Annotated in this window: 25 protein-coding genes; 12 read left to right on the forward strand and 13 right to left on the reverse strand. The window is 71.4% G+C overall.

Annotated elements, in window-relative coordinates:
• The first annotated feature begins 68 nt into the window (after window positions 1–68).
• The gene (locus OG302_RS29140) at window positions 69–1,703 is read left to right on the forward strand and encodes an alkaline phosphatase (protein ID WP_371529485.1); all 1,635 of its coding nucleotides are present in this window, start codon (window positions 69–71) and stop codon (window positions 1,701–1,703) included.
• A gap of 32 nt (window positions 1,704–1,735) precedes the next feature.
• On the opposite strand, the gene OG302_RS29145 is transcribed toward OG302_RS29140, so the two are convergent.
• Entirely contained in the window at window positions 1,736–2,737 is a 1,002-nt protein-coding gene (locus OG302_RS29145; RefSeq protein ID WP_371529486.1) for a Gfo/Idh/MocA family protein, read from the reverse strand.
• A 107-nt stretch (window positions 2,738–2,844) separates the two neighbouring features.
• Here OG302_RS29145 and OG302_RS29150 point away from each other — a divergent pair, with 107 nt between their 5' ends.
• The 3 genes from OG302_RS29150 to OG302_RS29160 are packed head-to-tail and all read left to right on the forward strand — an operon-like array spanning window position 2,845 to window position 6,351.
• Window positions 2,845–4,179 carry a Bcr/CflA family multidrug efflux MFS transporter gene (locus tag OG302_RS29150; RefSeq protein WP_371529487.1) on the forward strand — a complete coding sequence of 445 codons (1,335 nt, stop codon included), beginning with the start codon at window positions 2,845–2,847 and terminating at the stop codon, window positions 4,177–4,179.
• Complete coding sequence (locus OG302_RS29155) at window positions 4,134–5,303, forward strand: serine hydrolase domain-containing protein (RefSeq protein ID WP_371750265.1); 1,170 nt, start codon at window positions 4,134–4,136, stop codon at window positions 5,301–5,303. The genes OG302_RS29150 and OG302_RS29155 overlap by 46 nt, the downstream gene beginning before the upstream one ends.
• 40 nt (window positions 5,304–5,343) lie before the next feature.
• A complete protein-coding gene (locus OG302_RS29160) occupies window positions 5,344–6,351 on the forward strand; it encodes a small ribosomal subunit Rsm22 family protein (RefSeq protein ID WP_371529488.1) in 1,008 nt (335 codons plus the stop codon).
• Between the two features lie 10 nt (window positions 6,352–6,361).
• Here the strand turns inward: OG302_RS29160 and ddaH are convergent, their stop codons facing one another.
• Window positions 6,362–7,192: a dimethylargininase gene (gene ddaH / locus OG302_RS29165; protein ID WP_371529489.1), complete on the reverse strand. Its 831-nt coding sequence runs from the start codon at window positions 7,190–7,192 to the stop codon at window positions 6,362–6,364.
• Between the two features lie 174 nt (window positions 7,193–7,366).
• Here ddaH and OG302_RS29170 point away from each other — a divergent pair, with 174 nt between their 5' ends.
• Complete coding sequence (locus OG302_RS29170) at window positions 7,367–7,999, forward strand: TetR/AcrR family transcriptional regulator (RefSeq protein WP_371529490.1); 633 nt, start codon at window positions 7,367–7,369, stop codon at window positions 7,997–7,999.
• Here OG302_RS29170 and OG302_RS29175 read toward each other — a convergent pair whose 3' ends face one another.
• Window positions 8,000–8,851, reverse strand: coding sequence for a glycerophosphodiester phosphodiesterase (locus OG302_RS29175; RefSeq protein WP_371529491.1), 852 nt, complete (start codon window positions 8,849–8,851; stop codon window positions 8,000–8,002). It abuts the gene before it with no gap.
• Between the two features lie 170 nt (window positions 8,852–9,021).
• Between OG302_RS29175 and OG302_RS29180 the strand changes: the two genes are divergently transcribed.
• Window positions 9,022–9,765 (forward strand): bifunctional DNA primase/polymerase, encoded by a 744-nt coding sequence (locus tag OG302_RS29180; RefSeq protein WP_371529492.1) that lies wholly within the window; start codon window positions 9,022–9,024, stop codon window positions 9,763–9,765.
• 34 nt (window positions 9,766–9,799) lie between these two features.
• Here the strand turns inward: OG302_RS29180 and OG302_RS29185 are convergent, their stop codons facing one another.
• The 7 genes from OG302_RS29185 to OG302_RS29215 form a co-directional block, all read right to left on the reverse strand.
• Window positions 9,800–10,738 carry a hypothetical protein gene (locus OG302_RS29185; RefSeq protein WP_371750266.1) on the reverse strand — a complete coding sequence of 313 codons (939 nt, stop codon included), beginning with the start codon at window positions 10,736–10,738 and terminating at the stop codon, window positions 9,800–9,802.
• Window positions 10,641–11,639, reverse strand: a complete 999-nt coding sequence (gene efeU / locus OG302_RS29190; protein WP_371529493.1) for an iron uptake transporter permease EfeU — start codon at window positions 11,637–11,639, stop codon at window positions 10,641–10,643. Before efeU ends, OG302_RS29185 begins: the two co-directional genes overlap by 98 nt.
• 15 nt (window positions 11,640–11,654) lie before the next feature.
• Window positions 11,655–12,974 (reverse strand): iron uptake transporter deferrochelatase/peroxidase subunit, encoded by a 1,320-nt coding sequence (efeB, locus tag OG302_RS29195; RefSeq protein ID WP_371529494.1) that lies wholly within the window; start codon window positions 12,972–12,974, stop codon window positions 11,655–11,657.
• Window positions 12,975–12,995: 21 nt separating this feature from the next.
• Window positions 12,996–14,159, reverse strand: a complete 1,164-nt coding sequence (efeO, locus tag OG302_RS29200; protein ID WP_371529495.1) for an iron uptake system protein EfeO — start codon at window positions 14,157–14,159, stop codon at window positions 12,996–12,998.
• A gap of 265 nt (window positions 14,160–14,424) precedes the next feature.
• Window positions 14,425–15,303, reverse strand: coding sequence for a heme ABC transporter ATP-binding protein (locus OG302_RS29205; protein ID WP_371529496.1), 879 nt, complete (start codon window positions 15,301–15,303; stop codon window positions 14,425–14,427).
• Window positions 15,300–16,388, reverse strand: coding sequence for a FecCD family ABC transporter permease (locus tag OG302_RS29210; protein ID WP_371750267.1), 1,089 nt, complete (start codon window positions 16,386–16,388; stop codon window positions 15,300–15,302). The genes OG302_RS29205 and OG302_RS29210 overlap by 4 nt, the downstream gene beginning before the upstream one ends.
• A gap of 5 nt (window positions 16,389–16,393) precedes the next feature.
• Complete coding sequence (locus tag OG302_RS29215; RefSeq protein WP_371529497.1) at window positions 16,394–17,425, reverse strand: hemin ABC transporter substrate-binding protein; 1,032 nt, start codon at window positions 17,423–17,425, stop codon at window positions 16,394–16,396.
• A 142-nt stretch (window positions 17,426–17,567) separates the two neighbouring features.
• Here OG302_RS29215 and OG302_RS29220 point away from each other — a divergent pair, with 142 nt between their 5' ends.
• From OG302_RS29220 to OG302_RS29230, 3 genes are read left to right on the forward strand one after another with little or no spacing between them, the layout of a single operon-like run.
• The gene (locus OG302_RS29220; RefSeq protein WP_371529498.1) at window positions 17,568–19,040 is read left to right on the forward strand and encodes an HtaA domain-containing protein; all 1,473 of its coding nucleotides are present in this window, start codon (window positions 17,568–17,570) and stop codon (window positions 19,038–19,040) included.
• A 60-nt stretch (window positions 19,041–19,100) separates the two neighbouring features.
• Window positions 19,101–20,615 carry an HtaA domain-containing protein gene (locus OG302_RS29225; protein ID WP_371529499.1) on the forward strand — a complete coding sequence of 505 codons (1,515 nt, stop codon included), beginning with the start codon at window positions 19,101–19,103 and terminating at the stop codon, window positions 20,613–20,615.
• 34 nt (window positions 20,616–20,649) lie between these two features.
• On the forward strand, window positions 20,650–21,333 hold the full coding sequence (locus OG302_RS29230; RefSeq protein WP_371529500.1) for a PhzF family phenazine biosynthesis protein: 684 nt from the start codon (window positions 20,650–20,652) through the stop codon (window positions 21,331–21,333).
• Window positions 21,334–21,526: 193 nt separating this feature from the next.
• Here the strand turns inward: OG302_RS29230 and OG302_RS29235 are convergent, their stop codons facing one another.
• Complete coding sequence (locus OG302_RS29235) at window positions 21,527–22,183, reverse strand: heme oxygenase (biliverdin-producing) (protein ID WP_371529501.1); 657 nt, start codon at window positions 22,181–22,183, stop codon at window positions 21,527–21,529.
• A 159-nt stretch (window positions 22,184–22,342) separates the two neighbouring features.
• Entirely contained in the window at window positions 22,343–23,200 is an 858-nt protein-coding gene (gene map, locus OG302_RS29240; protein WP_371529502.1) for a type I methionyl aminopeptidase, read from the reverse strand.
• A gap of 58 nt (window positions 23,201–23,258) precedes the next feature.
• On the opposite strand from map, the gene OG302_RS29245 reads away from it, so the two are divergent.
• Window positions 23,259–23,480 (forward strand): hypothetical protein, encoded by a 222-nt coding sequence (locus OG302_RS29245; RefSeq protein WP_371529503.1) that lies wholly within the window; start codon window positions 23,259–23,261, stop codon window positions 23,478–23,480.
• 132 nt (window positions 23,481–23,612) lie between these two features.
• Here the strand turns inward: OG302_RS29245 and OG302_RS29250 are convergent, their stop codons facing one another.
• The gene (locus tag OG302_RS29250; protein WP_371529504.1) at window positions 23,613–24,227 is read right to left on the reverse strand and encodes a hypothetical protein; all 615 of its coding nucleotides are present in this window, start codon (window positions 24,225–24,227) and stop codon (window positions 23,613–23,615) included.
• 79 nt (window positions 24,228–24,306) lie between these two features.
• On the opposite strand from OG302_RS29250, the gene OG302_RS29255 reads away from it, so the two are divergent.
• On the forward strand, window positions 24,307–25,395 hold the full coding sequence (locus OG302_RS29255) for an exo-alpha-sialidase (RefSeq protein WP_371529505.1): 1,089 nt from the start codon (window positions 24,307–24,309) through the stop codon (window positions 25,393–25,395).
• A 37-nt stretch (window positions 25,396–25,432) separates the two neighbouring features.
• Window positions 25,433–26,137: an NADPH-dependent F420 reductase gene (npdG, locus tag OG302_RS29260; RefSeq protein ID WP_361827371.1), complete on the forward strand. Its 705-nt coding sequence runs from the start codon at window positions 25,433–25,435 to the stop codon at window positions 26,135–26,137.

Genomic DNA, 26,137 nt, shown 5'->3' on the forward strand with positions numbered 1-26,137 from the left:
ACGCGACAGGCGCGCGTCGTCCCCCGCCACTTGCATGCCCGTGACACCAATCGTCAGGGGAGGGCCACATGACACCCGCAGGCCAGCAGGGCACAGCCGAAATCCGAGCGGCCGCGAGCCGCTTGGGCCGCCGTCGTTTCCTCACCGTCACCGGAGCCGCCGCCTCGCTCGCCTTCGCCACCAACCTGCCGACGGCGGGCGCGGCGAGCGCCGCCGAGCTGGACGCACGGAAGATCGCCGACAATCCGTTCACGCTCGGTGTGGCATCCGGCGACCCGCTGCCCGGCTCGGTCCTGCTCTGGACCCGCCTCGCCCCGTCCCCGTACGAGCCGGGCAACGGTCTGCCCGCCGAGCGTGTCATCGTCCAGTGGGAGCTCGCCCACGACGCCCGCTTCCGCCGCATCGCCAGACGCGGTTCCGCCAACGCCCACCCCGAGTTCAACCACACCGTGCACGTCGAGGTGAACAACCTCGACGCCGGCCGGACCTACTACTTCCGCTTCAAGACGGGGAAGTGGATCAGCGACACCGGCCGGACCCGCACCGCCCCCGCGGCCGGCAGCAGGGTCAGCTCCCTGACGCTCGCCGCCGTGTCCTGCCAGGCGTACCACGACGGCTACTTCACCGCGTACAAACACCTGGCGCAGGACGATGTCGACGTCGTCTTCCACCTCGGTGACTACCTCTACGAGTACGCGGTGAACGCGGTCGGCGGCGCCCGCAACTACACCGACCGCACGCTGCCCGCGCTCTACAACCGCGAGACGCAGACACTTGAGGACTACCGCCTGCGGTACGCCCTCTACAAGTCCGACCCGGATCTGCGCGCCGCGCACGCCGCGCACCCCTTCGTCGTCACCTGGGACGACCACGAGGCCGAGAACAACTACGCGGGCGACCTCGACGAGAACGGCAACCCGCCCGCCGAGTTCCTCGTCCGCCGCGCCGCCGCCTACCGCGCGTACTGGGAGAACCAGCCGCTGCGCAGCCCCCAGCAGCCCCAGGGCCCGGACCTGCAGCTCTACCGCCGTGTGCAGTGGGGCAGGCTCGCCCAGTTCGACGTCCTCGACACCCGGCAGTACCGCTCCGACCAGGCGTACGGCGACGGCACGCACGTCCCGGGACCCGAGTCGACGGACCCGAGGCGCACGCTCACCGGGGCCACCCAGGAGCGCTGGCTCATCGACGGCTGGCGCCGCTCGCGTGCGCTGTGGAACGTCGTGCCGCAGCAGGTCAACTTCTCCCAGCGCAAGCTCGACCTCAACGCGGTGGCGAAGGTCAGCATGGACGCCTGGGACGGCTACACCGCCTCCCGCGACCGGGTCCTTGCGGGCGCGGCGTCGGCCGGGATCGAGAACCTGATGGTGCTCACGGGCGACGTGCACGTCGCGTACGCCTACGACATCAAGGCCGACTTCGACGACCAGGCGTCCAGGACGGTAGGCACGGAGATCGTCGCCACGTCCATCGCCAGCGGCAAGGACGGCGCCGACAAGCCCGCGAACTGGGACACCTACACCAAGGCCAACCCGCACATGAAGTTCTACAACGGGCGGCGCGGGTACGTGACCGTCGCTCTCGGACAGAAGTCCGCGCGCGCCGACTTCAAGACCGTGTCGGCGGTGACCACGCCGGGGGCGCCGATCACCACGGCCGCGTCCTTCGTGACGGAGGCGGGGAACCCGGGGCTGAAGCCCGCCTGACCCTCCTGACCCAGCGGTCCGCGGGGCCGCGCTCACTCGCCCGGGTAGCGCACCCCGATCCGCTCCCGCACCGCGTCCAGGGTCCGCATCACCGCGAGCGTCCCGTCCAGCGGGACCAGGGGCGACTCGGTGTCGCCCGCGCGCAGGCGGTGCATGACCTCGGCGGCCTCGTGCTTGAGGCTGTCGCGGGGGCCGTGCTCGGGGACGGCCGTGAACTCCTCGGGGTCACGGCCGTCGCGGTGCAGCACGAAGCGGTCCGGGAAGAAGAAGCCGTTCGGGACGTCGATGCGGCCCCGCGAACCGGTGACGGAGGCGGTGACGGGGGTGCCCGCGTTGATGGAGCAGTGCAACAAAGCGTGAGCACCGCTCTCCCACGAGAGCAGCATTCCCGTCTGGAGATCAACGCCCTCGTCCGAGAGCGCCGCTCTCGCAGTCACTCCCGAGGGCTCCCCGAGCAGCAGCTGCGCGAACGACACCGGGTACACCCCGAGATCGAGCAGCGAACCACCGCCCTGCGCCGGGTCGCGGAGGCGGTGCGCCGGCGGGAAGGGCCCGGCGAGCCCGAAGTCGGCCTGCACGGTCCGCACCTCGCCGATCGCCCCGTCGTCGACCAGCGCCTTCAGCCGCCTGATCAGCGGATGGCAGTACATCCACATGGCCTCCATCAGGAAGAGGCCGCGCCGCCGGGCGAGCGTCACCATCTCCAGAGCCTCGCGTGCGTTCAGCGCGAACGCCTTCTCGCAGAGCACCGCGCGGCCGGACTCCAGGCAGAGCCCCGCCGCCGCCCGGTGCGAGGCGTGCGGCGTCGCCACGTACACGACGTCGATGTCCTCGTCCTCGGCGAGCGCGCCCCACTCCCCGTACGCACGCGGTATCCCGAACCGCTCGGCGAACGCCTTCGCCGACGCGTCGGTCCGGGACGCCACCGCGACCACCTCCGCGTCCGGCATGTCGAGGAGGTTCGCCGTGAACGACGCGGCGATCCCGCCCGTCGCGAGGATGCCCCAGCGCACGGGCTCACGGTCGTCTTCCACCACAGGGGCCCCTGTTCCTACCGCGGAGTACCGCGGGAAATGGTCTCAACCAGCACAGCTGAGCTGAGAGCATAGGTAATCGCACGCCTAATCGGGAGGGAATCCGCATGCCGGAGCACGGCAGCCGCACCACGAGTGGGTCAGAAGGCCCCCTCATACGGCAGTCCCGGACGGTGGAGAGCGACGTGGCCCCGGCCGCTCCCGCCCGCACCGCCCAGCGCCGCACCGGCATCCTGGTCACCCTCGTGCTCGGCGGCCTCACGGCGGTGCCGCCGCTCTCCATGGACATGTACCTCCCGGCGCTCCCGGAGGTCACCCGCTCGCTGCACACCTCCGCCGCGACCGCGCAGCTCACCCTCACCGCCTGCCTCACCGGCATGGCGCTCGGGCAGCTCGTCGTCGGGCCGATGAGCGACAAGTGGGGGCGCCGCAGGCCGCTGCTCATCGGGCTCCTGGTCTACATCCTCGCCACCGCGATCTGCGCCTTCGCGCCCACCGCGGAACTCCTCATCGCCTTCCGCCTGTTGCAGGGTCTGGCGGGCGCCGCGGGCATCGTCATCGCCCGCGCCGTCGTCCGTGACCTCTACGACGGCGTGGAGATGGCCCGCTTCTTCTCCACCCTCATGCTGATCTCCGGGGTCGCCCCGGTCATCGCGCCCCTCATCGGCGGCCAGGTCCTGCGCTTCACCGACTGGCACGGCATCTTCGCCGTGCTCACCGTGGTCGGCATCGCCCTGACGGTCCTGGTCTGGCGGTCCCTGCCCGAGACGCTCGCCCCCGAGAACCGGCACAGCGGCGGCACCGTCGAGGCGCTGCGCACCATGAAGTCGCTCCTCGCCGACCGCGTCTTCACCGGGTACATGATCGCGGGCGGCTTCGCGTTCGCCGCGCTGTTCGCATACATCTCCGCGTCGCCGTTCGTCATCCAGGAGATCTACGGCGCCTCCCCGCAGACCTTCAGCCTGCTCTTCGGCGTGAACTCCGTGGGCCTGATCGTCGTCGGCCAGATCAACGGCAAGGTCCTCGTCGGCCGCGTCAGCCTCGACAAGGTGCTCGCCTTCGGTCTGACGGTCCTCGTCCTCGCCGCCACCGCGCTGCTCGTCATGACCTCGGGGGTCTTCGGGCACGTCGGCCTGTTCCCCGTCGCGGCCGGGCTCTTCGTCCTGATGTCGGCGATGGGCCTCGCGACGCCGAACACGAACGCCCTCGCCCTGATGCGCACCCCGCACGCCGCCGGATCCGCGTCGGCGCTGCTCGGCACGTCCTCGTTCCTCGTCGGCGCGATCGCCTCCCCGCTGGTCGGCATCGCGGGCGAGGCCACGGCCGTCCCGATGGCCGTGGTGCAGCTCTTCTGCGGCCTTGCGGCCATCGGCTGCTTTCTGGGACTGTGCCGCCCCTGGCAGCACTCGGCCAGGCCGAACGGGGAGGGGACGGACCACTGACCGCGCCACGCCTGCTGCGCGCCGGGACGCCGGACCGCGCGGGGCTCGACACGGACGAGATGGCCCACCTCGTACGCGAGGTGCGCGCACTGACGCGCGGCGAACGCCCCTGGTGCGCGGGCGCCGTCGTGCTCGCCGGACGCGGCCCGGTGATCGCCGTCGAGGAGGCGGTGGGCCGTGCGGTGCGCTACGCCGCGTACGACCCGGAGAAGGGCGCCGGGGTCGAACTGCCGCCCGCCGAGCAGGTGTTGACCCGCACCGGCACCCCCTTCGACCTGGCCTCGCTCACCAAGCTGTTCACGACGGTTGCCGCGATGCAGCAGCTGGAGCGCGGCACCCTCGGCATCGACGCGCTGGTCTCCGCGTACGTCCCCGAGTTCACGGCGGCCGCCGAGCACGGCATCACGGTGCGCCAGCTGCTCACGCACACTTCGGGCCTGCGCCCCGAACTCCCGCTGTACGACTGCCCGGACGACGCCGCGCGCCTCGCCGCCCTGCGCGCGGAGGCCCCGACGGGTCCGCCGGGCGACCACCGCTACTCCGACCTGAACATGCTGCTCCTCCAGCACGTCCTGGAGCGCCTCACGCGCCGCCCGCTCGACGAGCTCGTCCGTGAGGGCATCACCCGGCCGCTCGGCATGACGGCCACCGCCTTCGGGCCGCGCCCCGACGCCGCCGCCACCGAGGACCAGCGCAGACCCTGGGCCAAGGCCGACCGGGGGATGCTGCGGGGCGAGGTGCACGACGAGAACGCCTGGGCGCTCGGCGGCGTCGCGGGCCACGCCGGGCTCTTCTCCACCGCGCGCGACCTCGCGGTCTTCTGCCGCGCGCTGCTGTGCGGCGGTTCGTACGGCACGGCGCGCATCCTCGGCCCGGACTTCGTGGAGCTGATGCTGACGCCGCCGGGTCTTGGCTTCGGCCTCGACCAGGCGTGGTTCATGGGGGAGCTCGCGGGGCGCGGCGCGGCCGGCCACACCGGATTCACCGGAACGTCCCTGGTCATCGACCCGGCCACGGACACCTTCCTGATCCTCCTCGCCAACACGGTCCACCCGCGCCGTGGGCCCGCCGACAGCGGCCCCCGGGCACGGGCGGCGACCCGTCTTGCGCGGGCTGCCCGCTGAACGGACGGGGCCCGTCCCTTCCGGCGCCTAGAATCACGGGGTGAACGCCCCGATTTCCCCGGCATCCCCCGCCGAGACCCTGCGCACCGCCCTCGCCGGGCTCCTCGACGGGCTTCCGCCCAGGCAGGCCGCGCAAGCCGTCGACCGGCTGATCGCCAGCTACCGGGGCCTCACCCCGACCGACGCCCCGATCCTGCGTGACCGCGCGGACGTCGCCGCGTACGCCGCCTACCGCATGCCCGCGACCTTCGAGGCGGTGTGTTCCGCGCTCGGCGCCCTCGCGGACGCGGCGCCCGAGGCATGGGCGCCCGGCAGCCACGTGGACGTCGGCGGCGGGACCGGCGCGGCGACCTGGGCGGTGAGCGCGACCTGGGAGGGCGAGCGGCCCGTCACGGTCCTCGACTGGGCCGAGCCCGCCCTCGCCCTGGGGCGTGAACTGGCCGCCGCGAACCCGTGGTTGAAGGCCGTGCGGTGGCAGCGCTCTCGTATCGGATCGGCGCTCACCATCGAGAGCACCGATCTCGTCACGGTGTCGTACGTCCTCAAGGAGCTGACCGAGTCCGACCGCCGGTCCCTCGTGGACGCGGCGGCGGCAGCGGCGCGGCAGGCCGTCGTCATCATCGAGCCGGGCACCCCCGACGGCTACACGCGGATCATCGAGGCCAGGGACCGGCTCATCGAGGCCGGTTTCCGCATCGCCGCCCCCTGCCCGCACAGCTCCGCATGCCCGATCGTGCCCGGAGATGACTGGTGCCACTTCTCCGCCCGCGTCAGCCGCTCCTCCCTGCACCGGCAGGTCAAGGGCGGGTCCCTGGCGTACGAGGACGAGAAGTTCAGCTATGTGGCGGCGGTCCGCTTCGACGCGGATCCGGCGCCGGAGCGAGTGGTGCGCAAGCCGCAGATCCGCAAGGGCCAGGTCCTGCTCGACCTGTGCGCGGTGGACGAGACCCTGCACCGCGAGACGGTGACCAAGCGCCACGGGCCGCTGTACCGCGCGGCCCGTGACGCGGAGTGGGGCGACGCCTGGCCGCCCCACCAGGAGAGCTAGCGGGAGCCGGTCAGGGCCGGCCGCGCAGCTCCTGCGTGCAGCACTTCACGCTGCCGCCGCCCTTGAGCAGCTCGCTCAGGTCCATGACGACGGGTTCGTAGCCGCGCTCCCGCAGCGGCCCGAAGAGGCCGACCGCGGCCTGCGGGAGCAGCACGTGCAGGCCGTCCGAGACCGCGTTGAGCCCGAGCGCCACCGCGTCCGGCTCCTCGGCGATCAGCGCGTCGGGGAAGAGGCGCCGCAGGACCGCCTGGCTGCCCGGCGAGAACGCCGGCGGGTAGTACATGACGTCGTCCGTCGCGTCGTCGAGCACGGCGAGTGCCGTGTCCAGGTGGTAGTAGCGGGGGTCGACGAGATCGAGCCCGAGCACCGGGCGGCCGAAGAACTCCTGCGCCTCCCCGTGCGACAGGGGGCTGGCCCGGAAGCCGCGCCCGGCCAGGACGTACGAGGACGTGACGGCGAAGTCGCCCTCGCCCTCGTTGATGTGGGTGGGTTCGTGGAGGTCCGTGAAGCCGTGCTCCCTGAACCACTCCAGGTGGGCGACGGCCTCGGGGGCGCGCTCAGGATGGGCGAACCGCGCGCCCAGCACCCGGCCTTCGATGACGGTCGCGCCGTTCGCGGCGAAGACCATGTCCGGCAGGCCGGGACGCGGGGTGAGCTCCTCGACGGTGTGGCCGAGCGAGCGGTAGCGGTCGCGCAGGTCCTCCCACTGGGCGATGGCCAGCGGGACGTCGACCGGTTTCGAGGGATCCATCCAGGGGTTGATGGAGTACGTGACCTTGAAGTGTGCGGGTGAGCACATCAGATAGCGCCGGGGTGTGGCGCGACGAGGAAATCGGGTCAACGAGGGCTCCTCACGTACCGCGGGGGTCAGCTGCTGCCCGTAGTGGGGCAGTTGCTGCCCATGGTGCGGTCTGCGGAGCCCGCGCGCTGTGATCTGAACGGGTGGTTCATCGAGTGGCCCACCCGCGTTTACGAGACGGTACGTCTCGGCTCGCTCGCTGCTACATTCGAAGGCATGGCCACGAAATCCGCCCCAGACTCCAAGCGCCGCAGTGAACGCTCTCGCCGCGCGATCTATGACGCCGCCCTCGACCTGGTCTCCGAGGTCGGCTACGGCAAGCTCACGATCGAGGCGATCGCCGCCCGTGCGGGCGTGGGCAAGCAGACGATCTACCGCTGGTGGCCGTCCAAGGGAGCCGTCCTGCTCGACGCCTTCGTGGACCTCGGCGAACAGGCCCACCAGGAGGCGGGCGACAGCACGGGCCGCGAGCTGACCCCGACCGAGATCCCGGACTCCGGAGACCTGGAGGCGGACCTCAAGCTCGTCATGCGGGCCACCATCGACGAGTTCAAGAACCCCAAGTACGACGCACCCTGGCGGGCACTCGCCGCCGAGGGCATGCTCAACACGGAGCTCGGCGCCGAGTACGTGCAGAAGCTTCTGGAGCCCGGACTCCAGATGTACGTGCGGCGCATCGAGATCGCCCAGGAGGCCGGCCAGGTCGCGCCCGAGGTGGACCCCCGCATCGCCCTGGAGCTGTGGACGGGCCCGCTCGCCCAGCGCTGGATGCAGCGCACCGGCCCGCTCACGCACGAGTACGCCGACAAGCTCGTCGAATACGCCCTCTACGGAATCGCGCCGCGCTGATCACCCACCCTTCGAGGGCGTCCGCGCCAGCAGCCCCGGCGCATCCGTGATCACGCCGTTGCAGCCGAGCCGCAGAGCCCGGTCGCGCTGGCGCGGTGTGGTCACCGTGTGCGCCCACACCCGGGGGACCCCGGAGTGGACCGCGCGCAGGAGATCCAGGTCCCGCGCCTTGTGATCCACGTCCAGGACGTCCACGAACCCCGCCCACAGCGCGGGCCGGTCCGTGCGCATCTGCGCCTTGGAACGCCACAGCTGCGCGAGCAGGCCCATGCCGTGGGCGCGCGCGGCGACACGGGGCTCGTTCGAGTTCACGAACACCGAGCGCGTCAGGCCGCGGGCGCGGATCAGCGAGCCGAGCGTCCGCAGGCTGCGCGGATCCTTCGCCTCCAGCATCAGCACGATCCGCCCGCCGAAGCGGTCGAGGATCTCGGCGACCGTCGGCGGACGCTCGGCGCGCCAGCTCCCGGGCAGGCCGGCCCGCGGGCGAAGCCGCACCTTCCGCCACTGGCTCAGGGTGAGCGAACGCACCGGCCCCTTGGACGTCGTCGTACGGTCCAGGGTCTCGTCGTGCATGGCCACGAGGGTGCCGTCGCGCAGTATCCGGGTGTCGACGTCGATGACCTGGGCCGTGCCGCGTTGGTAGGCCGCCACCAGGCCGGACATGCTGTTCTCCGGCACCTCCAGGGCGCCGCCGCGGTGTGCGGTGTAGGTGACGCGGGGGAGGGCCTCCACCGTCAGGGGGCCGCCGCCGCCCCATTCGAGCGGGGTGAGCGGTCCGGCGGGCGCCGCGAGAGCCAGTGTGGCGAGGCTCATGAATCCCGACAGTCCCGTGAGCACAGTCCTGGTGACCATGGCGAACACGGTAGGGGGCTAAATCCCCAGTTAGTACGGAATGACGCGCGGTGTCACCCTGCGCCTTGCATCACCCCAGCTACCCCGGATGTGGGCTCTGGCCCCCCGAGGAGCAGGATGGTGCGACCATGGGAGATGCTTCTCGGCACACATGCGAGGTGAGGGGATTGATGGGCGCGGAGTTCGGCCGCCGGTCCGGCGGGCAGAGCAGGATTTCCCAGTGGCTTCGCCGACGTCCCCGACCGGACGACACGGCAGGTGACGAAGCGGGCCGCGAGGCCCTGCTGGTCGCCGCGGCGGCAGCGGGTCTGCCGCTCTCACCGGCCGCGCACCCCTCCGCGTACCGATGTTCCTGTGACCGCATCGGCTGTCCCACCCCCGCCAGGCACCCCATCTCCTTCGCCTGGCAGACGCAGTCCACCACCGACCGCGGGCAGATCGAGCGCTGGGCCAGGCATCAGCCGCAGGCCAACTTCATCACCGCGACCGGCATGGTCCACGACGTCCTCGACGTGCCGCTGGCCGCCGGGCGCGAGGCCCTCGCCAGGCTGCTCGCCGACGGCATCGACGTGGGCCCCGTCGCCGAGTCCGAGGGCACCATGGACGAGGGGCGGATGCTCTTCTTCACGCTCACCCGCGGCACCCCCGAGGACGAGGACGAGTGGTGGCCCTGCGAGCTGGACTGCCACCCCGAGACCACGAACGAACACCCGGGTTTCCGCTGGCACTGCCGCGGTTCGTACGTCCTCGTGCCGCCCGCGCGGCTGCCCGGTGACCTGGCGGTCCACTGGATCCGCGGTCCCGAGCACGCGCTCCCGGACCCGCTGACGCTCCTGGAGACGCTCACCGACGAATGCGCCCGCGTCGCGGGCGAGCCCCAGCACGAAGTCGCCGCCTGGCCGTTGAGGGGCTGACACCCGCGCGCGGGGTCGCCTCCAGAACCGGCGGCTAGTCGCCCTGCGCGCCCGTCAGGCCCTGGATGCGGCTCAGGAACGTCACCTTGCCCGAGCCGGCCGGGTCGACGACGAGCTGGTTGGAGACGCGCTCAAGCGTCATCGACTGCTTGACCTCACCCTTCAGGAGCGGCTTCACGTCGGGCGCGACGGGGATGTTCACGCCCTTCGCCGCGGTCCGCTTCTCGTAGTGGTGCGTCGAGAAGAAGACCATCGCCCCGCCGTCCTGGGTCCGCAGGCCCACCGGCGCGAACGTCCCGTCGTTCCGCGGCTCGTCGATGTACTGGACGGCTATGCCGCGGCGCTTGGTGTTCTTGTCGCGGAACGCCTTCCACGTCGACGTGTGGTCGCCCGGCGCGAACGTGTCGCCGCCCGACTTCAGATACGTCGTGTACTCCTCGCCGAGATCCTTCGGCGCCACCGCGAGACCCGGGGAGTTCACCTCGACCGGCTCCGCCCAGCCGTCCTTGTCCTTCTTCAGGTCGGGCACCTTTCCGGGCGCCACCAGATTCAGATAGGACGCCTCCCACAGCTGGTCCTTGCTGCCCTTCGTGAAGACCAGCAGCCAGCGCATGTCAGCGCGGCGGTTGGCACGCGTGTCGGCGACGAACCACCGGGGCCAGCCGGCCTTCTTGGGGATCGAGAACTTCGCGTCCGTCAGTTCGAGCGGCACCTGGCCGGGATTGCCGTCCGGGTGCTGGGCGCCGTTCGACTTCAGGCCCGCCTGGTTGATGGCGCTCAGCGGACCGGTGACCCGGGCGGCGTCCAGCGCCGGGTCGTACGCCTTGTCCGCCTTGTTGTACGCGGTGAGGAAGTCCCGCAGTGCGCGGTCGGCCTCAGCCCTCGTCGCCGCCGGGACGACTTCCCGCTCCCCGTGCACCGTCACGCACCCGCTCGCCGTCACCGTCAGTACGGTCACCGTCGACGCCACCATCGCGTACCGGACCGGACGTCGCGACCGGCCCTCCCGCATCGGAGTGCGCTGCCTTGGAAGCCTGCTCATGCGTTGCGTTCACCTTCCCCTTCCCGGGCCCGAACCCTACCGGGGCGAAGAAGAACGCGAGCGTCGGGATCAGGTACAGCAGCCACACCGTGACCTGGACGACCGTCGGGTCGGGCTGGAAGTTGAGGACGCCCTTCAGGAGGGTGCCGTACCAGCTGTCCGGCGGGATCGTCGTGCTGATGTCGAACGCCTTGTTCTGCAGGCCGCCGAGGAACTCCGCCTCCTGCAGGTCATGGACGCCGTACGCGAGGACCCCCGCCGCCACGACCACCAGCATGGCGCCGGTCCAGGTGAAGAACTTCGCCAGGTTGATGCGGACCGTGCCCTTGTAGAAGAGCCAGCCCAGCGCGATCGCGGTGACCAGGCCCAGGAGCACGCCGATCAGCGGACCGTGCGTACCGTCGTTGGACGCGCGCACCGACGCCCACACGAACAGCGCGGTCTCCAGGCCCTCCCGGCCCACGGCCAGGAACGCGGTGGCGACCAGCGCGCCCGTGCCCATCTGCAGCGCCGCGTCCAGTTTGCCGTGCAGCTCCGCCTTGAGATGACGGGCCGTACGCCGCATCCAGAAGACCATCCACGTCACCAGCGCCACAGCGACGATCGACAGCGAACCGCCCAGCGCCTCCTGCGCCTTGAACGTCAGCTCCTGCGAACCGAACGTCAGCGCGCAGCCGAAGCCGAACGCGATCCCGCACGCGACGCCGATGCCCAGCCAGATGGGCTTGAGGGCGTCGCGGCGCTCCGTCTTCACCAGATAGGCGATGAGGATGCAGACGACCAGGCTGGCCTCAAGACCCTCGCGCAGGCCGATCAGGTAGTTGCCGAACATGTCTGTCAGATCCCCTCAGCCGAACAGTGCCCGGCCCCACCAGTCGTCCTTGTCGCGGACGCCCGGCGGGATCGCGAAGACCGCGGAGCCCACGTGCTGGATGTACTCGTTGAGCGCGTCGGAACGCGACAGGCTGCGCTGCACCGGGATGAAGCCCGTGCGGACGTCCCGCTGGTACGCGAGGAAGAACAGCCCCGCGTCCAGGCGGCCCAGACCGTCGGTGCCGTCCGTGAAGGAGTAGCCGCGGCGCAGGATCGTCGCACCGTCGTTGCTGTCCGGGTGCGCGAGCCGGACGTGCGAGGTGGGCTTCATCGCCTTCAGGAACGGCTTGTCGTGCTCCTTGGCCTTGCCGACCGGCGCGCCCTCGCCCTTGTCGCGCCCGAAGATGTCCTCCTGCTCACCGAGCGAGGTCCGGTCCCAGGTCTCGACGTTCATGCGGATGCGGCGCGCGACGAGGTACGAGCCACCGGCCATCCAGCCGGGACCGTCCTTCTCGCCGACCCACACGTGCTCGGCGAGCGCGGAGTTGTCGTCGCCCGAGACGTTGCGGGTGCCGTCCTTGAACCCGAAGAGGTTGCGCGGCGTCTGCGCGCCCGGCGTCGTCGACGAGGTCTTGCCGAAGCCGAGCTGCGACCAGCGCACCGCGACCTTGCCGAAGCCGATGCGGGCGAGGTTGCGGATGGCGTGCACGGCGACCTGCGGGTCGTCCGCGCAGGCCTGCACGCAGAGGTCGCCGCCGCCGCGGGACTTGTCGAGGTTGTCGCCGGGGAACTTGGGGAGGTCGACGAGGGCCTCGGGGCGCCGGTCCGAGAGGTCGAACTTCTCGAAGAGGCCGGGACCGAAGCCGATCGTGAGCGTCAGCCGTGACGGCTTGAGGCCCAGCGCCTCGCCCGTGTCGTCCGGTGGCGCCTCGGTGAGCCCGCCGTAGGCACCCTCACCGACCTCGTGCCCCGCGGTCATCCGCGCGGCGGCCTTCGTCCAGTCCTTCAGGAGCTGCACGAACTCCTCGCGGTCGTCCGTCTTCACGTCGAACGCGGCGAAGTGCAGCCGGTCCTGGACGGGCGTCGCGATGCCCGCCTGGTGCTTGCCGAGGAAGGCGACCGCGCCGCCCGCCGACGCGGCGGGCACGGCCTCGTCCCCGGAGCGGGCCACGGCCACCGCGCCCCCGGTGACGGCGGCGCCTAGCGCGAGCCCCGCACCGCCCCAGCCGAGCAGCGAACGCCGGGAAGGGGAGGAGGAAGAGGGAGCGGACGCGGAAGCGGCGCCGGCGTCATTGCCCGTCTCGTCCGGCACGGCCGCGCTGTCGGTGCCGGTGTCGTTCGTGGTGTCGGTCATCGTTCCGGTGCCCCCTAACCGCTACTTGCTCTTCGCGACGGCGGCGGCCAGCTTCGACAGCGGCTCCGCGAGCGCGTTGACGCCGTCCGACAGCTCCTTGGTGTCCGCCTTGTCGAGCTTGTCGTACGACGTGAACGTGTACGAGTCCTTGCCGCCGCCCGTGCGGTACTCGCCGAGCAGCTTGTCCAGGGCCGCGAACTGCTTGTCGAGCTCCTTGGTGAGCGCCGGGTCGTTCTCCGAGGCGACGGCCTTGAGCAGGCCGTACGCCTTCTCCGCGCCCTCGACGTTCGCCTTGAAGTCGACGAGGTCGGTGTGCGAGTAGCGCTCTTCCTCGCCGGTGACCTTGCCGGTGGCTACCTCGTCGAGGAGCTCCTTGGCGCCGTTGGCCATGGAGGTCGGGGTGATCTCGGCCTTGCCGACGCGGTTCTGCCAGTCCTTGAGGTCCTTGTCGAGCCGCGTGGCGAGCTCCTTCTCGCGCCCGCCGATCTTCTTGTCCTTCCACAGGGCCCGCTCCAGACGGTGCCAGCCCGTCCAGTCCTTCGCCAGGTCCTGGCCCTCTTCCAGGCCGTCCTCGCGGACGTCGACCTTCGGGTCGATGTCACCGAAGGACTCGGCGACCGGCTCGGTGCGCTCCCAGCCGATGCGGGAGTTGGCGTACGCCTTCTTGGCGGCCTCGATGTCGCCCTTGCGGACGGCGTCGGTGAAGACCTTCACCTTGGGCAGCGTCGCGTCGGCCTGCTCCTGCGCGTAGGCGCGGTAGTCGGCGACGGACTTGTCGAGGCGCGGGTCGCGCTTGACGGTCTTGCCGCCGCTGACGGTGACCTTCTGGCGGATGCCGTCGCCCTTCATGCCGGGCTTGCAGGCGATCTGGTACGAGCCGGACTTCACCTCGGCGGTGAGCTTCTGCTTCGTGCCGGGGCCGATGTTCTCGCGCTCGCTGACGATGCGGTCGTCGGGGAAGAGGAGGTAGACCTCGGTGACCTTGGAGCCCTTGTTCTCGATGGCGAGCTCGACGTGCCCGGCGCTGAGCTTGGTCTCGGAGACGTCGCACTTGTCGTCGGTGGCGGTCACCTCGACGGTGTTGTCGCCGCCCTTGGCCTCGCTCTTCTCGGTGCAGCCCGTGACGGCGGTGAGTGCTGCCACTGCGGCGACGGCGGTGGCGGCAGAGAGACGGACGGGGCGCATACGAGCTCCAAGACGGGTCAAGGATGGATCGGACGTGCGGGTGGGGCGCGTCGCGGGGTGAGGCGGACCTAACTTAACTGAGCCTTACCTGGTCGATACCCAGCCATCCAGTGATTCACCTCTCACTGGACAAGGGGTGCTTACGGAGGTGTCACGGTGGGGTGATGGGAGATTCATGGGTGGGTCAAGCGAGGGTCAATAAGGATCTTCAGGCCCGTACTCGTGGGCTTGGGCGCGCAGATCTCCGGCTTCGCCGCGTTCGTCCTCAATCGCCGGACACGCCGCTGCCGACGGCCGTGGCCCGCACCGGGGCGACCATCGGCACCCCCGTCCGCGGATGCGGGAACACCTCGACCCGCTGCCGGTACACCTCGCTCAGGAGCTCGCCCGTGAAGACCTCGCCCGGCGCGCCCTCCGCCGCCACCACCCCGGCTCGCAGCACCGCCACCCGGTCCGCGTAGGCAGCCGCGAGCCCCAGGTCGTGCAGGACCACCACCACCGCGTCACCGGCGGCGGCCCGCTCCCGGCAGATCCGCAGGACCAGCTCCTGGTGGCGCAGATCGAGCGCGGCGGTCGGCTCGTCCAGGAGGAGGAGCGGGGTCCGCTGGGCGAGCACCCGGGCCAGCGCGACCCGCGCCCGCTCGCCGCCGCTCAGCGCGGAGAAGGGACGTGCGGCGAACTCGGTCACCTCGGTCGCGGCGAGCGCCTCCCGCACCACGCGGTCGTCCTCGTCCTCCAGCGCCGTCCCCGCCCAGGGCGCACGCCCCATCCGTACGACCTCCTCGACCGCGAAGGGAAAGGAGAGCACGGCGGACTGCGGCAACACCGCGCGCCGCAGCGCCAGTTCACGCGCGGGCCACTCGCCGGTGGGCCGCCCGCAGACGCGTACGTCCCCTTCGGCGGCCGGGAGATCGGCCGCGAGCGCGGCCAGCAGCGTCGACTTCCCCGCCCCGTTCGGCCCCACGAGGGCAAGCACCTCTCCCGCTCGGGCGGTGAGCGAGACCCCGGCAAGGACCTCGCGGCCCCCGAGCCGCACCACGAGCCCCGACGCCTCGGCGAGCACATCGCCCGGAGCGAAGGCCCCCGGCAGGGCGGCCCGCCCGCCACCGGTCGCGAACAACCGCCGCGCGATCCGCGTGATCATGCCCAACCCCCTTGTCCGCGACGGGTCCTGCGCAGCAGCCAGAAGAAGAACGGGCTGCCGAAGAGCGCGGTGAGCACCCCGAGCGGCAGCTCCGCGGGAGCCGCCACCGTCCGCGCCGCGAGATCCGCGCCGACGAGGACGACCGCCCCGCCGAGCGCGCTGCCCGGCACGAGGAAGCGGTGGCCCGGCCCCGCGGCCATGCGCAGCAGATGCGGGACGAGCAGACCGACGAACGTGATGATCCCGGCGACGGCCACGGCGGCGGCGGTCAGCAGCGCCACCACCAGGACCAGCACGAGCCGCAGCCGTTCGACGTCGACTCCCAGATGCCGCGCGGGCCGCTCGCCCAGCGCGAGCAGGTCCAACTTCCCTGCGTACAGCGGCGCCACGGCCAGACCGGCCGCCGCGCAGGGCAGCACGGCGAGCACCTTGGGCCAGGTCGCCTGGGCGAGCGAGCCGAGCTGCCAGAACGTGATCTGGGTGACCTGCGCGTTGTCCGCGAAGAAGATGCAGAGCCCGATCAGCGCCCCCGCGAACGCGTTCACGGCGATGCCGGTGAGGATGAGCGTGACGACCTCCGTGCGGCCGCCGTTGCGCGAAAGGACGTACACGAGAAGGACGGTGGCGAGTCCGGCGACGAACGCGCAGACCGTCACGGTCCAGTTCCCGAAGAAGCTGAGGCCGAGCGCGATGGACGCCACCGCGCCGACGGCCGCGCCCGCCGAGATCCCGATCACGCCCGGCTCGGCGAGGGGGTTGCCGAACACGCCCTGCATGAGAGCCCCCGCGCACCCCAGGGACGCCCCGACGAGCAGCGCGAGCGTCACACGCGGCAGCCGTACGTTCCACAGGACGCTCTCGCCGACCCGGTCCAGCGCGCTCCCACCGAGACCGATCCGGTGCTGGACGGAGCCCAGGACGTGCCCGAGGGGGATGTCGTACGCGCCGATGCCCGCGGAGAGGAGACAGAGCAGGACGAGGGCGGCGGTGAGCCCGGCGGTCAGGGTGGCGGCCGTGCCGCGCCGGCGGGCCCGGGGCGCAGCCGGCTCCCTCGTGGCGGGCCCGGCGTCCGCCGCCTTGGTCACGACGGTCACTTCTTGCCCCCGTGCAACTGCTCCACCAGGGACTTCAGGACCTGGTCCGTGCGCGGTCCGTAGTTCAGGAGCACCCCGTCGTCGACCGAGACGATGCGGCGATCGAGCCCGGCCGGGGTCTCGGCGACCCCCGGTACCTTGAGCAGCCCGTCCACGCCGTCGACCGATGCGAGCCCCTTGGACATGACGAGGATCGCGTCCGGTGCCGCCTTGGCCAGTGCCTCGCTGGTGATCGCCGTGAAGTCCTTCTTCAGGCCCGACTCCTTGCCCGCGTCGACCGCGCCCGCCGCCTCCAGGAGCGAACTCGCGCCGGACTCACGGCCACCGAGCAGATAGACGGACGCGGAGCCGCGCAAGTAGAGGAAGGCGACGCGGGGCTTCTCGCTGTGGGCGGCTGCCGGGATGGACTTCCTGACCTTCGCGATGCGCTCCTGCGTACGGGACTTGAGCGCGTCGCCCGACTTCTCGACCCCCAGCGTCTCGGCCACCGCGTCGATCCGGGGGCCCACGTCGTCCAGGCCCTTCGCCGGGTCGAACACGACCAGCGGGATGCCCGCGTCGCGTATCTGGCCGATGGCCTCGGCGGGTCCCGTCGTGCTGTCCGCGAGGACGACCGTCGGCTTCAGGGAGAGGACGCTCTCCGCCGAGACGTCGTGCGCACGCGTCACCACCGGCAGCTTCTTCGCCTGCTCGAAGGTGGCGGTGATGTCGCGGGCCACGACGTTCTCGCCGAGGCCGAGCGTGAAGACGATCTCGTTCAGGCTGCCGGTGAGCGGCACGATCCGGCTCGTGTCCTTGACGGTGACCTTCTTGCCGTCGGCGGACGTGACGGTGGCGGGGAGAACGGGCTCGGGGCGGGACTTCAGCGGCTCGACGCGGTCCGGGCGATCGGCGCGATCGGGTGCGGAGGCCGCCGCCTTCGTCTTCGGGGACGTCCCGCCACCGCCGTCCGAGGCAGACCCGCAGCCCGTGAGGGCCAGGGCGAGCACGGCGGTCCACGCGCCGGCGATACGGAATGAGCGCGGCATACGCACCGAAGTCCACCGTCCTGTCGTGCTGTTGAGGGTCTGTGCCGAGGCGCCCGGGGCCCGGGTGGCCGGGAGGGGTTCCAGCCGAAGTGATCGTAGTTTAGGTTAGCCTTACCTTATTGGCCACACCCGGAGGGGTCCCATGTCGTCGTCGTCCAGACAGGCGCGAGCCATCGCCCGCGCCGGAGCCGTGGTGGTGCTCACCGCACTCGTCGGAGCGCTGCTCCCCACGGCCGCCGCGCACGCCGAGGACCGCACGGTCCGGGGCGGACGGCTCGACTGGGGCATCAAATCCTCGTTCCAGAGCTACGTCACCGGGCCGATAGCCCAGGGGAGTTCGACCCTCCAGGGCGGCGCGGCCACGGTCGGCGGCAGCCAGTTCCGCTTCCACTCGGCGAAGGGGTCGTACGACCCGGACAGCGGGGCCTTCAGCGCCGGGTTCTCCGGCGGAGTGCACTTCCTCGGGCACAAGAAGGGCGGCTCGTACGAGCTGGACCTCACCGTCAGCCGCCCCACCGTCAAGATCTCCGGTGGCTCCGGCACGCTCTACGCCGACATGGTCAGCAAGGAGAAGGGCACGGGCAAGGTCACGTCCACCGCCCAGGTGCCCCTCGCCACGCTCGGCATGTCCGGCATCAACATGAAGGGCGGCTCAGGACCCATCGCCCTCAACAACCTGCCCGCGACGCTCACTTCCCAGGGCGCGAAGGCTTTCGCCGGGTACTACACGGCGGGCACGGAGCTGGACCGGGTGAGCCTGTCGACGGATCTGGTCGCGGGGTCGGCCGGCTCCGGCTCGGGCTCCGGCGAGAAGAAGCCGTCCGGGAAGCCCTCGAAGAAGCCCTCCGAGAAGAAGGAGAAGGCGAAGGCGGGGCGCATCGAGGACGCCGCCGTCGACTGGGGCGTGCGCCGCACCTTCCGGGAGTACGTCACCGGCTCCATCGCCAAGGGCGAGTGGAAACTGTCCGCCGGGGCCCAGGACGGCGGCGCGCTCTTCCGCTTCCCCCGGGGAGAGGGGACGTACGACGAGAAGAAGCGGACCCTCGACGCGGACTTCGCGGGCACAGTGCGCTTCACCGGCGAGCACGGCCTCGACCTCGCGCTGAGCAAGGTCGCCGTAGAGGTCGAGGACGGCAAGGGCACGCTCTTCGCGGACGTCGACAGCAAGGGTGACAGCAAGGGTGACAAGGGGGTCGCCCTGAAGAAGGCGCCGCTGATCACCTTCGCGGCGGGATCCGGTCGGCTGAAGCCCGCTGACGGGCTCGTCTCCCTCACCGAAGTGCCCTCGAAGCTCACCGCCGACGGCGCCAAGGCGTTCGGCGGCATGTACAAGGCGGGTTCCACGATGGACCCGCTCTCGCTGGCCGTCGCCCTCGACGCCGACGCGAAGCTGCCCGCGCTGCCGGACCTCGGCTCGTCCGCGAGCCCGTCGCCGCAGGCCGAGAAGGCCGCCGGACCGAAGACGCAGAACGCCGCCGACGCCTCCGACTCCTCCTCGCCCGCCGTGCCGATCGGCATCGGCGCGGGTGTGGCGGTGCTCCTCGCCGCGGCGGTCACGTTCGGGGTCGTGCGCAAGAAGCGTGCGGCGGCGGACGCCACCGGCTCGGACTCCTGACCGCTCCATCACCCCACCCCCTCCTCGCTGTTACCGCTCTCTCCAAGGAGAAGACTGATCATGGCCGCCACCCGTCGTCCCGTAACCCTCGCGGCAGCCGTCGCGACCGCCGTCACGCTCGGCGCGACCGCCCTCACCCTCCCGGCGCTCGCCGCCGACAGCGGAAGCGCCGCCGCCGCGCCGAAGCTGGAGCTGACGGACGGCACGCTGGACTGGGGCCTCAAGGAGTCCTTCCGCACGTACGTCACCGGTCCCGCCGTGGGCAAGATCGAGGCCACGGACGGCGCCAGGCAGGCCGCCGACAACGGGGTGTTCACCTTCACCGACGGCAAGGGGACGTACGACACCGGGACGCACGCCACCGACACCGCCTTCAAGGGCGGCGTCCGCTTCTCCTCCCCGGCTCACCGTTTCGACATCACGGTCGCCGACGTCAAGGTCCGCACGGAGGGCACGAACGGCGCCATCCGGGCCGACGTCAGCCTCAACGGCGCCGTCCAGAACGACATCGACCTCGCGAAGCTCGACCTGACCGGGATCAGGCCCGGCCAGGGCGAGGGCGGCGCGATGACCTTCAAGGACATCCCGGCGACGCTGACCGCGGACGGCGCCAAGGCGTTCAACGGCATGTACAAGGAGGGCGACAAGCTCGACCCGGCGACGCTGTCGGTGAAGGCGGGCGGCGCCGTGACCGAGACGCCGAAGCCCACCGGGACGCCGAAGCCGACCGAGACGCCCAAGCCGACCGCGACCCCCAAGCCCACGGAGACCGCCGAGCCGACCGGCAGCCCCACCACGACCCCGAAGCCGACCGGCACGTCCGGCGGCGGGAAGCCCACGGGCGAGGTGCACGACGGCTCGCTCGCCTGGGGCGTGAAGGAGAGCTTCCGCCGCTACATCGAGTCCGGCGGCGGCGCGACGCTCTCGGGCGGCGCCAAGAAGAACGGCAACGGCTACGACTTCCCGTACGCCAAGGGCGAGGTGGAATCCGACGCCAAGAAGCTGACCGCGTCCTTCGGCGGTGCCGTCCGCTTCCAGTACAAGGCGCACGGCATCGACATCAAGCTGAGCGACATCAAGGTGGCGGCGAACGGCAGCAAGGGCACGCTGACCGTGGACGTCACCTCGCCCAAGGGCAAGAACGACGACGTGAAGTTCGCGACGCTCGACCTCGCCAAGGCGTCGTACACGGCGAGGAACGACGTCGTCGTGCTCGACAAGGTGCCCGCGGCGTTCACCGCGGCGGGCGCGAAGCAGTTCGCCAGCGACGACGCACCCTCCAGCTACAAGAAGGGCGACGCGATGGACCCCGTGACGGTGGCGCTCTCCGTCGCCGAAGGGGCGAAGCTGCCCAGTGGCTCGACGGGTGGCTCGACGGGCGGCTCGGCCGACTCCGGTTCCACCGGCGGCGGTTCGGCCGCGCTCGGTGGCGGCGGTTCGGTCGGTGGCGGTACGGGAGGGTCGCTGGCGTCCACCGGTGCGTCGGTGCCGACGGGTGCGCTGCTCGGGGCCGCGGGGGCGATCGCCGCGGCGGGTGCCGGTGCGGTCTTCGTGGCCCGCCGCCGGGCTTCCTGACGCGCGGGGATCCCGCGGATGCTTGAATGCCCGGATGACGCGACTGCCTTCGCAACTGCCTTCTGAACTGCCTGACGGTCTCGACGTGCTCCGGGTGTTCTGCGGGCCCGACGGCCGGCACGGCAATGAGCTGGGTGTCGTGCGCGAGGGGGCCCGCGTCGCGGGGCGGGACGAGCGGCAGGCGATCGCCGCGAAGCTCGGCTTCAGCGAGACGGTGTTCGTCGATGACCCCGAACGCGGGGTCATCGACATCTACACCCCCACCCTGCGGCTGCCCTTCGCGGGGCACCCCTGCGTCGGTACGTCCTGGCTGCTCGACGTACCTGAACTGGTCACGCCCGCAGGGGTGGTGGAGGCCCGCCAGGACGGGGAGTTCAACTGGATCGCGGCGCGGCCCCGGTGGGCGCCGGAGCGGACGCTGCGCGCCTACGCGACCCCGGCCGAGGTGAACGCCCTTGACGTGCCCCCGCCGGGGGAGTGGATCTACGCCTGGGCGTGGGAGGACGAGGCGGCGGGACGGGTGCGCGCGCGGGCCTTTCCCGGCCGGGACGACGGAATCCGGGAGGACGAGGCCACGGGGGCGGCGGCGCTGCTCCTCACCGAGCGGCTCGGCCGTGCGCTCAACATCACGCAGGGCCGAGGCTCCCAGATCCTCACGGCCCCCGCACCGGACGGACTGATCGAGGTGGGGGGACGGGTACGGCTCAGCGGGGGCTGAGGTCTTGCCTCCGGCGGTCCTTTCCCCACCCCCGCCCCTTCCCGGCTCCGCCGAGTTCGTCCTCAAACGCCGGACGGGCTGGAAATATCCAGCCCGTCCGGCGTTTGAGGACGTCTTGTCGGGGGTCCAGGGGGCGGAGCCTCATGGTTTCGGGAAGGGGCGGGGGTGGGGGAAAGCTCCGCAGAGCCTGCTCCTACGCCGACAGCGGGAACTCTTCGCCCAGTTCGCGGAACACCCCGGTGTTCAGGGCGAAAGCGCGCTTGCACTCGTCCACGATCCGCTGGCGCTCCAGCTCGTCCGGGACGACCTCGCCCAGGCCGTCGAGCAGCTCCCGATAGCCCCGCTTGAACGCCGCCGGGTTCGAGATGCCCTCGAAGACGTAGAACCGGACGCCGTCGCCCTTCCGGGCGAACCCCCACGTCTGCTCCGCCTTGCCGCGGATGATCTGGCCGCCGGAGAGATCGCCGAGGTAGCGGGTGTAGTGGTGGGCCACGTAACCGCCCGGCCACTCCCGCGCGCACTCCGCGACCCGTGCCGCGTACGCCGCGGTCGCCGGCAGGGGCGTCGCCTCCGTCCGCCAGCCCGCGCCCCGCAGATGCGAGAGGTCCCGCTCCAGTTCCGCGACGCGCAGCAGTTCGGGCTGGATGAAGGGGCCGGCGACCGGATCGTCCTTCAGCGCCTCCGCGCCCTCCTCCAGGGCGCGGTACACGAACCACAGCTGTTCCGTGTAGCGCGCGTACGCGTCGACGCCGAGCCTGCCGCCGAGGAGGTCGCTCATGAACGTCGAGGTCTCCGCCTCCGTGTGCTGCTCGTGCGAGGCGGTGCGGATGACCGTGGAGAACGGATCCATGAGGGACCTCCGAAGCCGAAGAGAGCGGGGAGCGAAGAGCGCGAAAGAAAGCCGCGGAAAGGCGGGAGCCAGTACGACCGCTACCGATCATCCAAGTTAGGCTTACCTAAGTCAACTGGTTCCCGACGTCCTGTCGGTAAAACGCTACCCGCTCAGAGCTCAGGGAAGCGTAAGGATCTCCGCCCCGCTGTCCGTCACCACGAGCGTCTCCTCGAACTGCGCGGTCCGCTTGCGGTCCTTCGTCACCACGGTCCAGCCGTCCTCCCACATGTCGTACTCGTACGTGCCGAGGGTCAGCATCGGCTCGATGGTGAACGTCATGCCGGGCTTGATCGTCGTGGTCGCGTGCGGGCTGTCGTAGTGCGGCACGATCAGCCCGGAGTGGAAGGACGTGTTGATGCCGTGGCCGGTGAAGTCACGGACGACGCCGTAGCCGAAGCGCTTGGCGTACGACTCGATGACGCGGCCGATGATGTTGATCTGGCGGCCGGGCTTGACCGCCTTGATGGCGCGGTCCAGGGACTCCCGGGTCCGCTCCACGAGGAGCCTGGACTCCTCGTCGACGTCCCCGACCAGGTACGTGGCGTTGTTGTCGCCGTGCACACCGCCGATGTACGCGGTCACGTCGAGGTTGATGATGTCGCCGTCGTTCAGGACGGTGGAGTCCGGGATGCCGTGGCAGATGACCTCGTTGACGGAGGTGCACAGCGACTTCTTGAAGCCGCGGTAGCCGAGCGTGGAGGGGTAGGCGCCGTGGTCGCACATGTACTCGTGGGCGACGCGGTCCAGCTCATCGGTGGTCACGCCGGGTGCGATGTGCTTGGCGGCCTCGGCCATCGCGCGCGCGGCGATACGGCCCGCGACGCGCATCAGCTCGATGGTCTCGGGGGTCTGCACCTCGGGCCCGGTGTACGGGGTGGGCGCGGGTTTCCCCACGTACTCCGGGCGCCTGATGTTTCCCGGAACGGGGCGGATGGGAGAGAGCTCCCCTGGTACGAGCAGTGACTGGCCAGACATGCCAGCGAGTCTAACCAGCGGTGGTGGGGCAGCATGGCGGGAGAGAGAGGAGCAGACCATGGCACTGTTCAAGAAGCGGACCGTCGGTAAACCGGGCGAGTGGTTCTACTGTCTGGAGCACAAGAAGGTCGAGGAGGGCCCCGACTGTCCGGGCAAGGACCGTTTCGGGCCCTATGGGTCCCGCGAGGAGGCCCAGCGGGCGATGGAGACCGCCGCCGAGCGGAACCTGGAGTGGGAGACCGACCCGAAGTGGCATGACAAGGACGCCGGCAGCGCCTGACCCGCCGCCGGGACTGCGGGGAACTGAACCACCACTGCGCGGCGGATATTTCCCGCCCACCCGTCGCCCTGCGGGGTGATCGGGTGGGTGGGTGGGAGACATCCGCCGCGTAGCGGCGGTTCAGCGCAGGTGCTACCACCGCGCCGGCGGTGGCGCCGTCAGCTGGTCGGCCAGCCGTGACAGCCGGTCACGCAGCCGCTTCCGGCCCCGCGCCGCCGGGAGCGAGTTCTCGCCCGTCGCCGCGCTCACCAGGTGCTGGACCATGTCCAGGTCCAGGTCGGGAGACTCTGGTACGGGCAGTGCCTCGTGGGCCATGGCCCGCAGATCGCTGTCGGCCGAGCCGAGGGCGAGCACCGTCGCCCCCGCCGCGCGGGCGTCGTGGACCCGGTCGAGGAGGTCCGCCCCCGGCGCGGCCGCGGGCGTGTCCGGCGCCACCACCAGCAGCGTCTCCCCGCGCCTTGCCGCCTCGATGCGGCCGAGCCCGGTCGACAGATGCGCGGGATCACCCTCCCGCACCCGGTGGCGTACGAGGGTCGGCGTCAGTTCCGGTGTCCCGGACCACGCCGCCTCGTCCACGAGATGCGCGGCCAGATGCCACGGCTCGTACTCCTCCGTGCCCACGAGCAGCAGCCCGCCCCCGTGCGGCACCACGGAGGACCGCAGCGTCCCCGCGAAGCGGCGCGTCGCGCCCACCCACTCGGTTCCCGCGAGCACTTCGCGCAGCAGCGCGACCCGTACGGCGTCCATGGGGTCGCATCCTGCCCCAACGTGTGACTCGTCAGGCGGAGTTCACCGGGAATTCGCCCGGGGTGGGGACTGACCGGGGATGGCTGATGAGACATCTGTTCCCTTCCGGGCCGGGCGCGAGGGCTATGCGAGCTTCCGGATCCCCGCCGTCGTCCGCACCCGCTCCGGCACCCTGCTGGCCTTCTGCGAGGGGAGAGTCGGCTCGCAGGCGGACTTCGGCAACATCGACGTCGTGCTGAAGCGGTCCAGCGACGGCGGCCGCACCTGGGGGCCGCTCCAGGTCGTCGCCCAGAACGGCACCAACCTCGCGGGCAACCCCGCCCCCGTCGTCCTGGACACCGGCCGGATCCTCCTCGTCCATGTCCGCAACGCCGCCGCCGCGACCGAGGACGCCATCCGGCGCGGCAAGGTCTCCGCCGCGAACGGGCGGCGGATCTGGGTCCGGCACAGTGACGACGACGCACTCACCTGGTCGGCCGCCAGGGAGATCACCGGGCAGGTGAAGAAGACGAACTGGCGGTGGTACGCGACCACGCCCGGCCACGCGATCCAGCTGACCGGCACCGCCGCGACCGGCCGGGTCGTCGTGCCCGCCAACCACTCCCTGCCGCCCTCCGGTACGGACGACGGCACCGAGGGCAAGTACAACGGCGGCCACTGCCTGCTCAGCGACGACCACGGACAGACCTGGCGCATCGGCTACGTCGACGACAACACCGACGGCTACGTGAACGTGAACGAGACCACCGCCGCCGAACTCCCCGACGGGCGGCTCTACTTCAACACCCGCAACGACTCGCCGTCCCCCGGCACCCGCGCCGACGCCCACTCCCTGGACGGCGGCCGGAGCCTGCTCAAGCCCTTCCGGCCGCAGGCAGGGCTCGTCGGCCCGGTCGTCGAATGCGGCGTGCTCCAGTTGCGCACGCCGGACGTGCTGCTGTTCTCCGGGCCCGCGGACCCAGGCTTCCGGGCCCTGATGACGGTGCGCCGCAGCCGCGACGGAGGCACCACGTGGCAGGACGCGTACACGGTGGACGGGCTGCCCGCCGCGTACTCCGATCTCGTGCGCGTCGACGACGGGACCGTCGGACTCCTCTACGAGACGGGCGACTTCAGCGCCTACGAGACGATCACGTTCCGGCGGATACCGGTGGCCGCGCTGGCCTGACTCGGGCGGCGACCGGGCGGTGAGTAAGGTCGGCCGCATGACCTCTAACGACAGTGTGCAGAAGCCCCCGGCCAAGGATCCCTGGGAGCTGCCCGACGTCTCCGGGCTCGTCGTCGGCGTGCTCGGCGGCACCGGCGACCAGGGCCGCGGCCTCGCCTACCGCCTGGCCCGCGCGGGCCAGAAGGTGATCATCGGCTCCCGCGCGGCCGAGCGCGCGCGGACCGCGGCCGACGAGCTGGGCCTCGGCGTCGAGGGCGCCGAGAACGCGGAGTGCGCGCGGCGCAGCGACATCGTGATCGTCGCCGTGCCGTGGGACGGGCACGGCAAGACCCTCGAAGCGCTGCGCGAGGAGCTGAGCGGCAAGCTCGTCATCGACTGCGTGAACCCGCTGGGCTTCGACAAGAAGGGCGCCTACGCCCTGAAGCCCGAGGAGGGCAGCGCAGCAGAGCAGGCCGCCGCCCTGCTGCCGGACTCCCGGGTGACGGCCGCCTTCCACCACCTGTCGGCGGTGCTGCTCCAGGACGCGGCCGTCGAGGAGATCGACACCGATGTGATGGTCCTGGGCGAGGTCCGCGCCGACACGGACATCGTCCAGGCGCTCGCCGCCCGCATCCCCGGCATGCGGGGCGTCTTCGCGGGGCGGCTGCGCAACGCGCACCAGGTCGAGTCCCTGGTGGCCAACCTGATCTCCGTGAACCGGCGCTACAAGGCCCACGCGGGGCTGCGCGTGACCGACGTCTAG

It is taken from the genome of Streptomyces sp. NBC_01283, from assembly GCF_041435335.1.
Taxonomy (GTDB): Bacteria; Actinomycetota; Actinomycetes; order Streptomycetales; family Streptomycetaceae; genus Streptomyces.

What these genes read in the sequence shown, in the direction of transcription:
- OG302_RS29180 (WP_371529492.1), top strand. Translation starts at nt 9,022, where the DNA reads ATGGGCGCGGAGTTCGGCCGCCGGTCCGGCGGGCAGAGCAGGATTTCC.
- OG302_RS29140 (WP_371529485.1), top strand. Translation starts at nt 69, where the DNA reads ATGACACCCGCAGGCCAGCAGGGCACAGCCGAAATCCGAGCGGCCGCG.
- OG302_RS29170 (WP_371529490.1), top strand. Translation starts at nt 7,367, where the DNA reads ATGGCCACGAAATCCGCCCCAGACTCCAAGCGCCGCAGTGAACGCTCT.
- OG302_RS29220 (WP_371529498.1), top strand. Translation starts at nt 17,568, where the DNA reads ATGTCGTCGTCGTCCAGACAGGCGCGAGCCATCGCCCGCGCCGGAGCC.
- efeO (WP_371529495.1), bottom strand. Translation starts at nt 14,159, where the DNA reads ATGCGCCCCGTCCGTCTCTCTGCCGCCACCGCCGTCGCCGCAGTGGCA.
- efeU (WP_371529493.1), bottom strand. Translation starts at nt 11,639, where the DNA reads ATGTTCGGCAACTACCTGATCGGCCTGCGCGAGGGTCTTGAGGCCAGC.
- OG302_RS29225 (WP_371529499.1), top strand. Translation starts at nt 19,101, where the DNA reads ATGGCCGCCACCCGTCGTCCCGTAACCCTCGCGGCAGCCGTCGCGACC.
- efeB (WP_371529494.1), bottom strand. Translation starts at nt 12,974, where the DNA reads ATGACCGACACCACGAACGACACCGGCACCGACAGCGCGGCCGTGCCG.
- OG302_RS29250 (WP_371529504.1), bottom strand. Translation starts at nt 24,227, where the DNA reads ATGGACGCCGTACGGGTCGCGCTGCTGCGCGAAGTGCTCGCGGGAACC.
- OG302_RS29245 (WP_371529503.1), top strand. Translation starts at nt 23,259, where the DNA reads ATGGCACTGTTCAAGAAGCGGACCGTCGGTAAACCGGGCGAGTGGTTC.
- OG302_RS29255 (WP_371529505.1), top strand. Translation starts at nt 24,307, where the DNA reads ATGGCTGATGAGACATCTGTTCCCTTCCGGGCCGGGCGCGAGGGCTAT.
- OG302_RS29185 (WP_371750266.1), bottom strand. Translation starts at nt 10,738, where the DNA reads ATGGTGGCGTCGACGGTGACCGTACTGACGGTGACGGCGAGCGGGTGC.
- OG302_RS29175 (WP_371529491.1), bottom strand. Translation starts at nt 8,851, where the DNA reads ATGGTCACCAGGACTGTGCTCACGGGACTGTCGGGATTCATGAGCCTC.
- map (WP_371529502.1), bottom strand. Translation starts at nt 23,200, where the DNA reads ATGTCTGGCCAGTCACTGCTCGTACCAGGGGAGCTCTCTCCCATCCGC.
- OG302_RS29215 (WP_371529497.1), bottom strand. Translation starts at nt 17,425, where the DNA reads ATGCCGCGCTCATTCCGTATCGCCGGCGCGTGGACCGCCGTGCTCGCC.
- OG302_RS29235 (WP_371529501.1), bottom strand. Translation starts at nt 22,183, where the DNA reads ATGGATCCGTTCTCCACGGTCATCCGCACCGCCTCGCACGAGCAGCAC.
- OG302_RS29150 (WP_371529487.1), top strand. Translation starts at nt 2,845, where the DNA reads ATGCCGGAGCACGGCAGCCGCACCACGAGTGGGTCAGAAGGCCCCCTC.
- OG302_RS29230 (WP_371529500.1), top strand. Translation starts at nt 20,650, where the DNA reads ATGACGCGACTGCCTTCGCAACTGCCTTCTGAACTGCCTGACGGTCTC.
- OG302_RS29205 (WP_371529496.1), bottom strand. Translation starts at nt 15,303, where the DNA reads ATGATCACGCGGATCGCGCGGCGGTTGTTCGCGACCGGTGGCGGGCGG.
- npdG (WP_361827371.1), top strand. Translation starts at nt 25,433, where the DNA reads ATGACCTCTAACGACAGTGTGCAGAAGCCCCCGGCCAAGGATCCCTGG.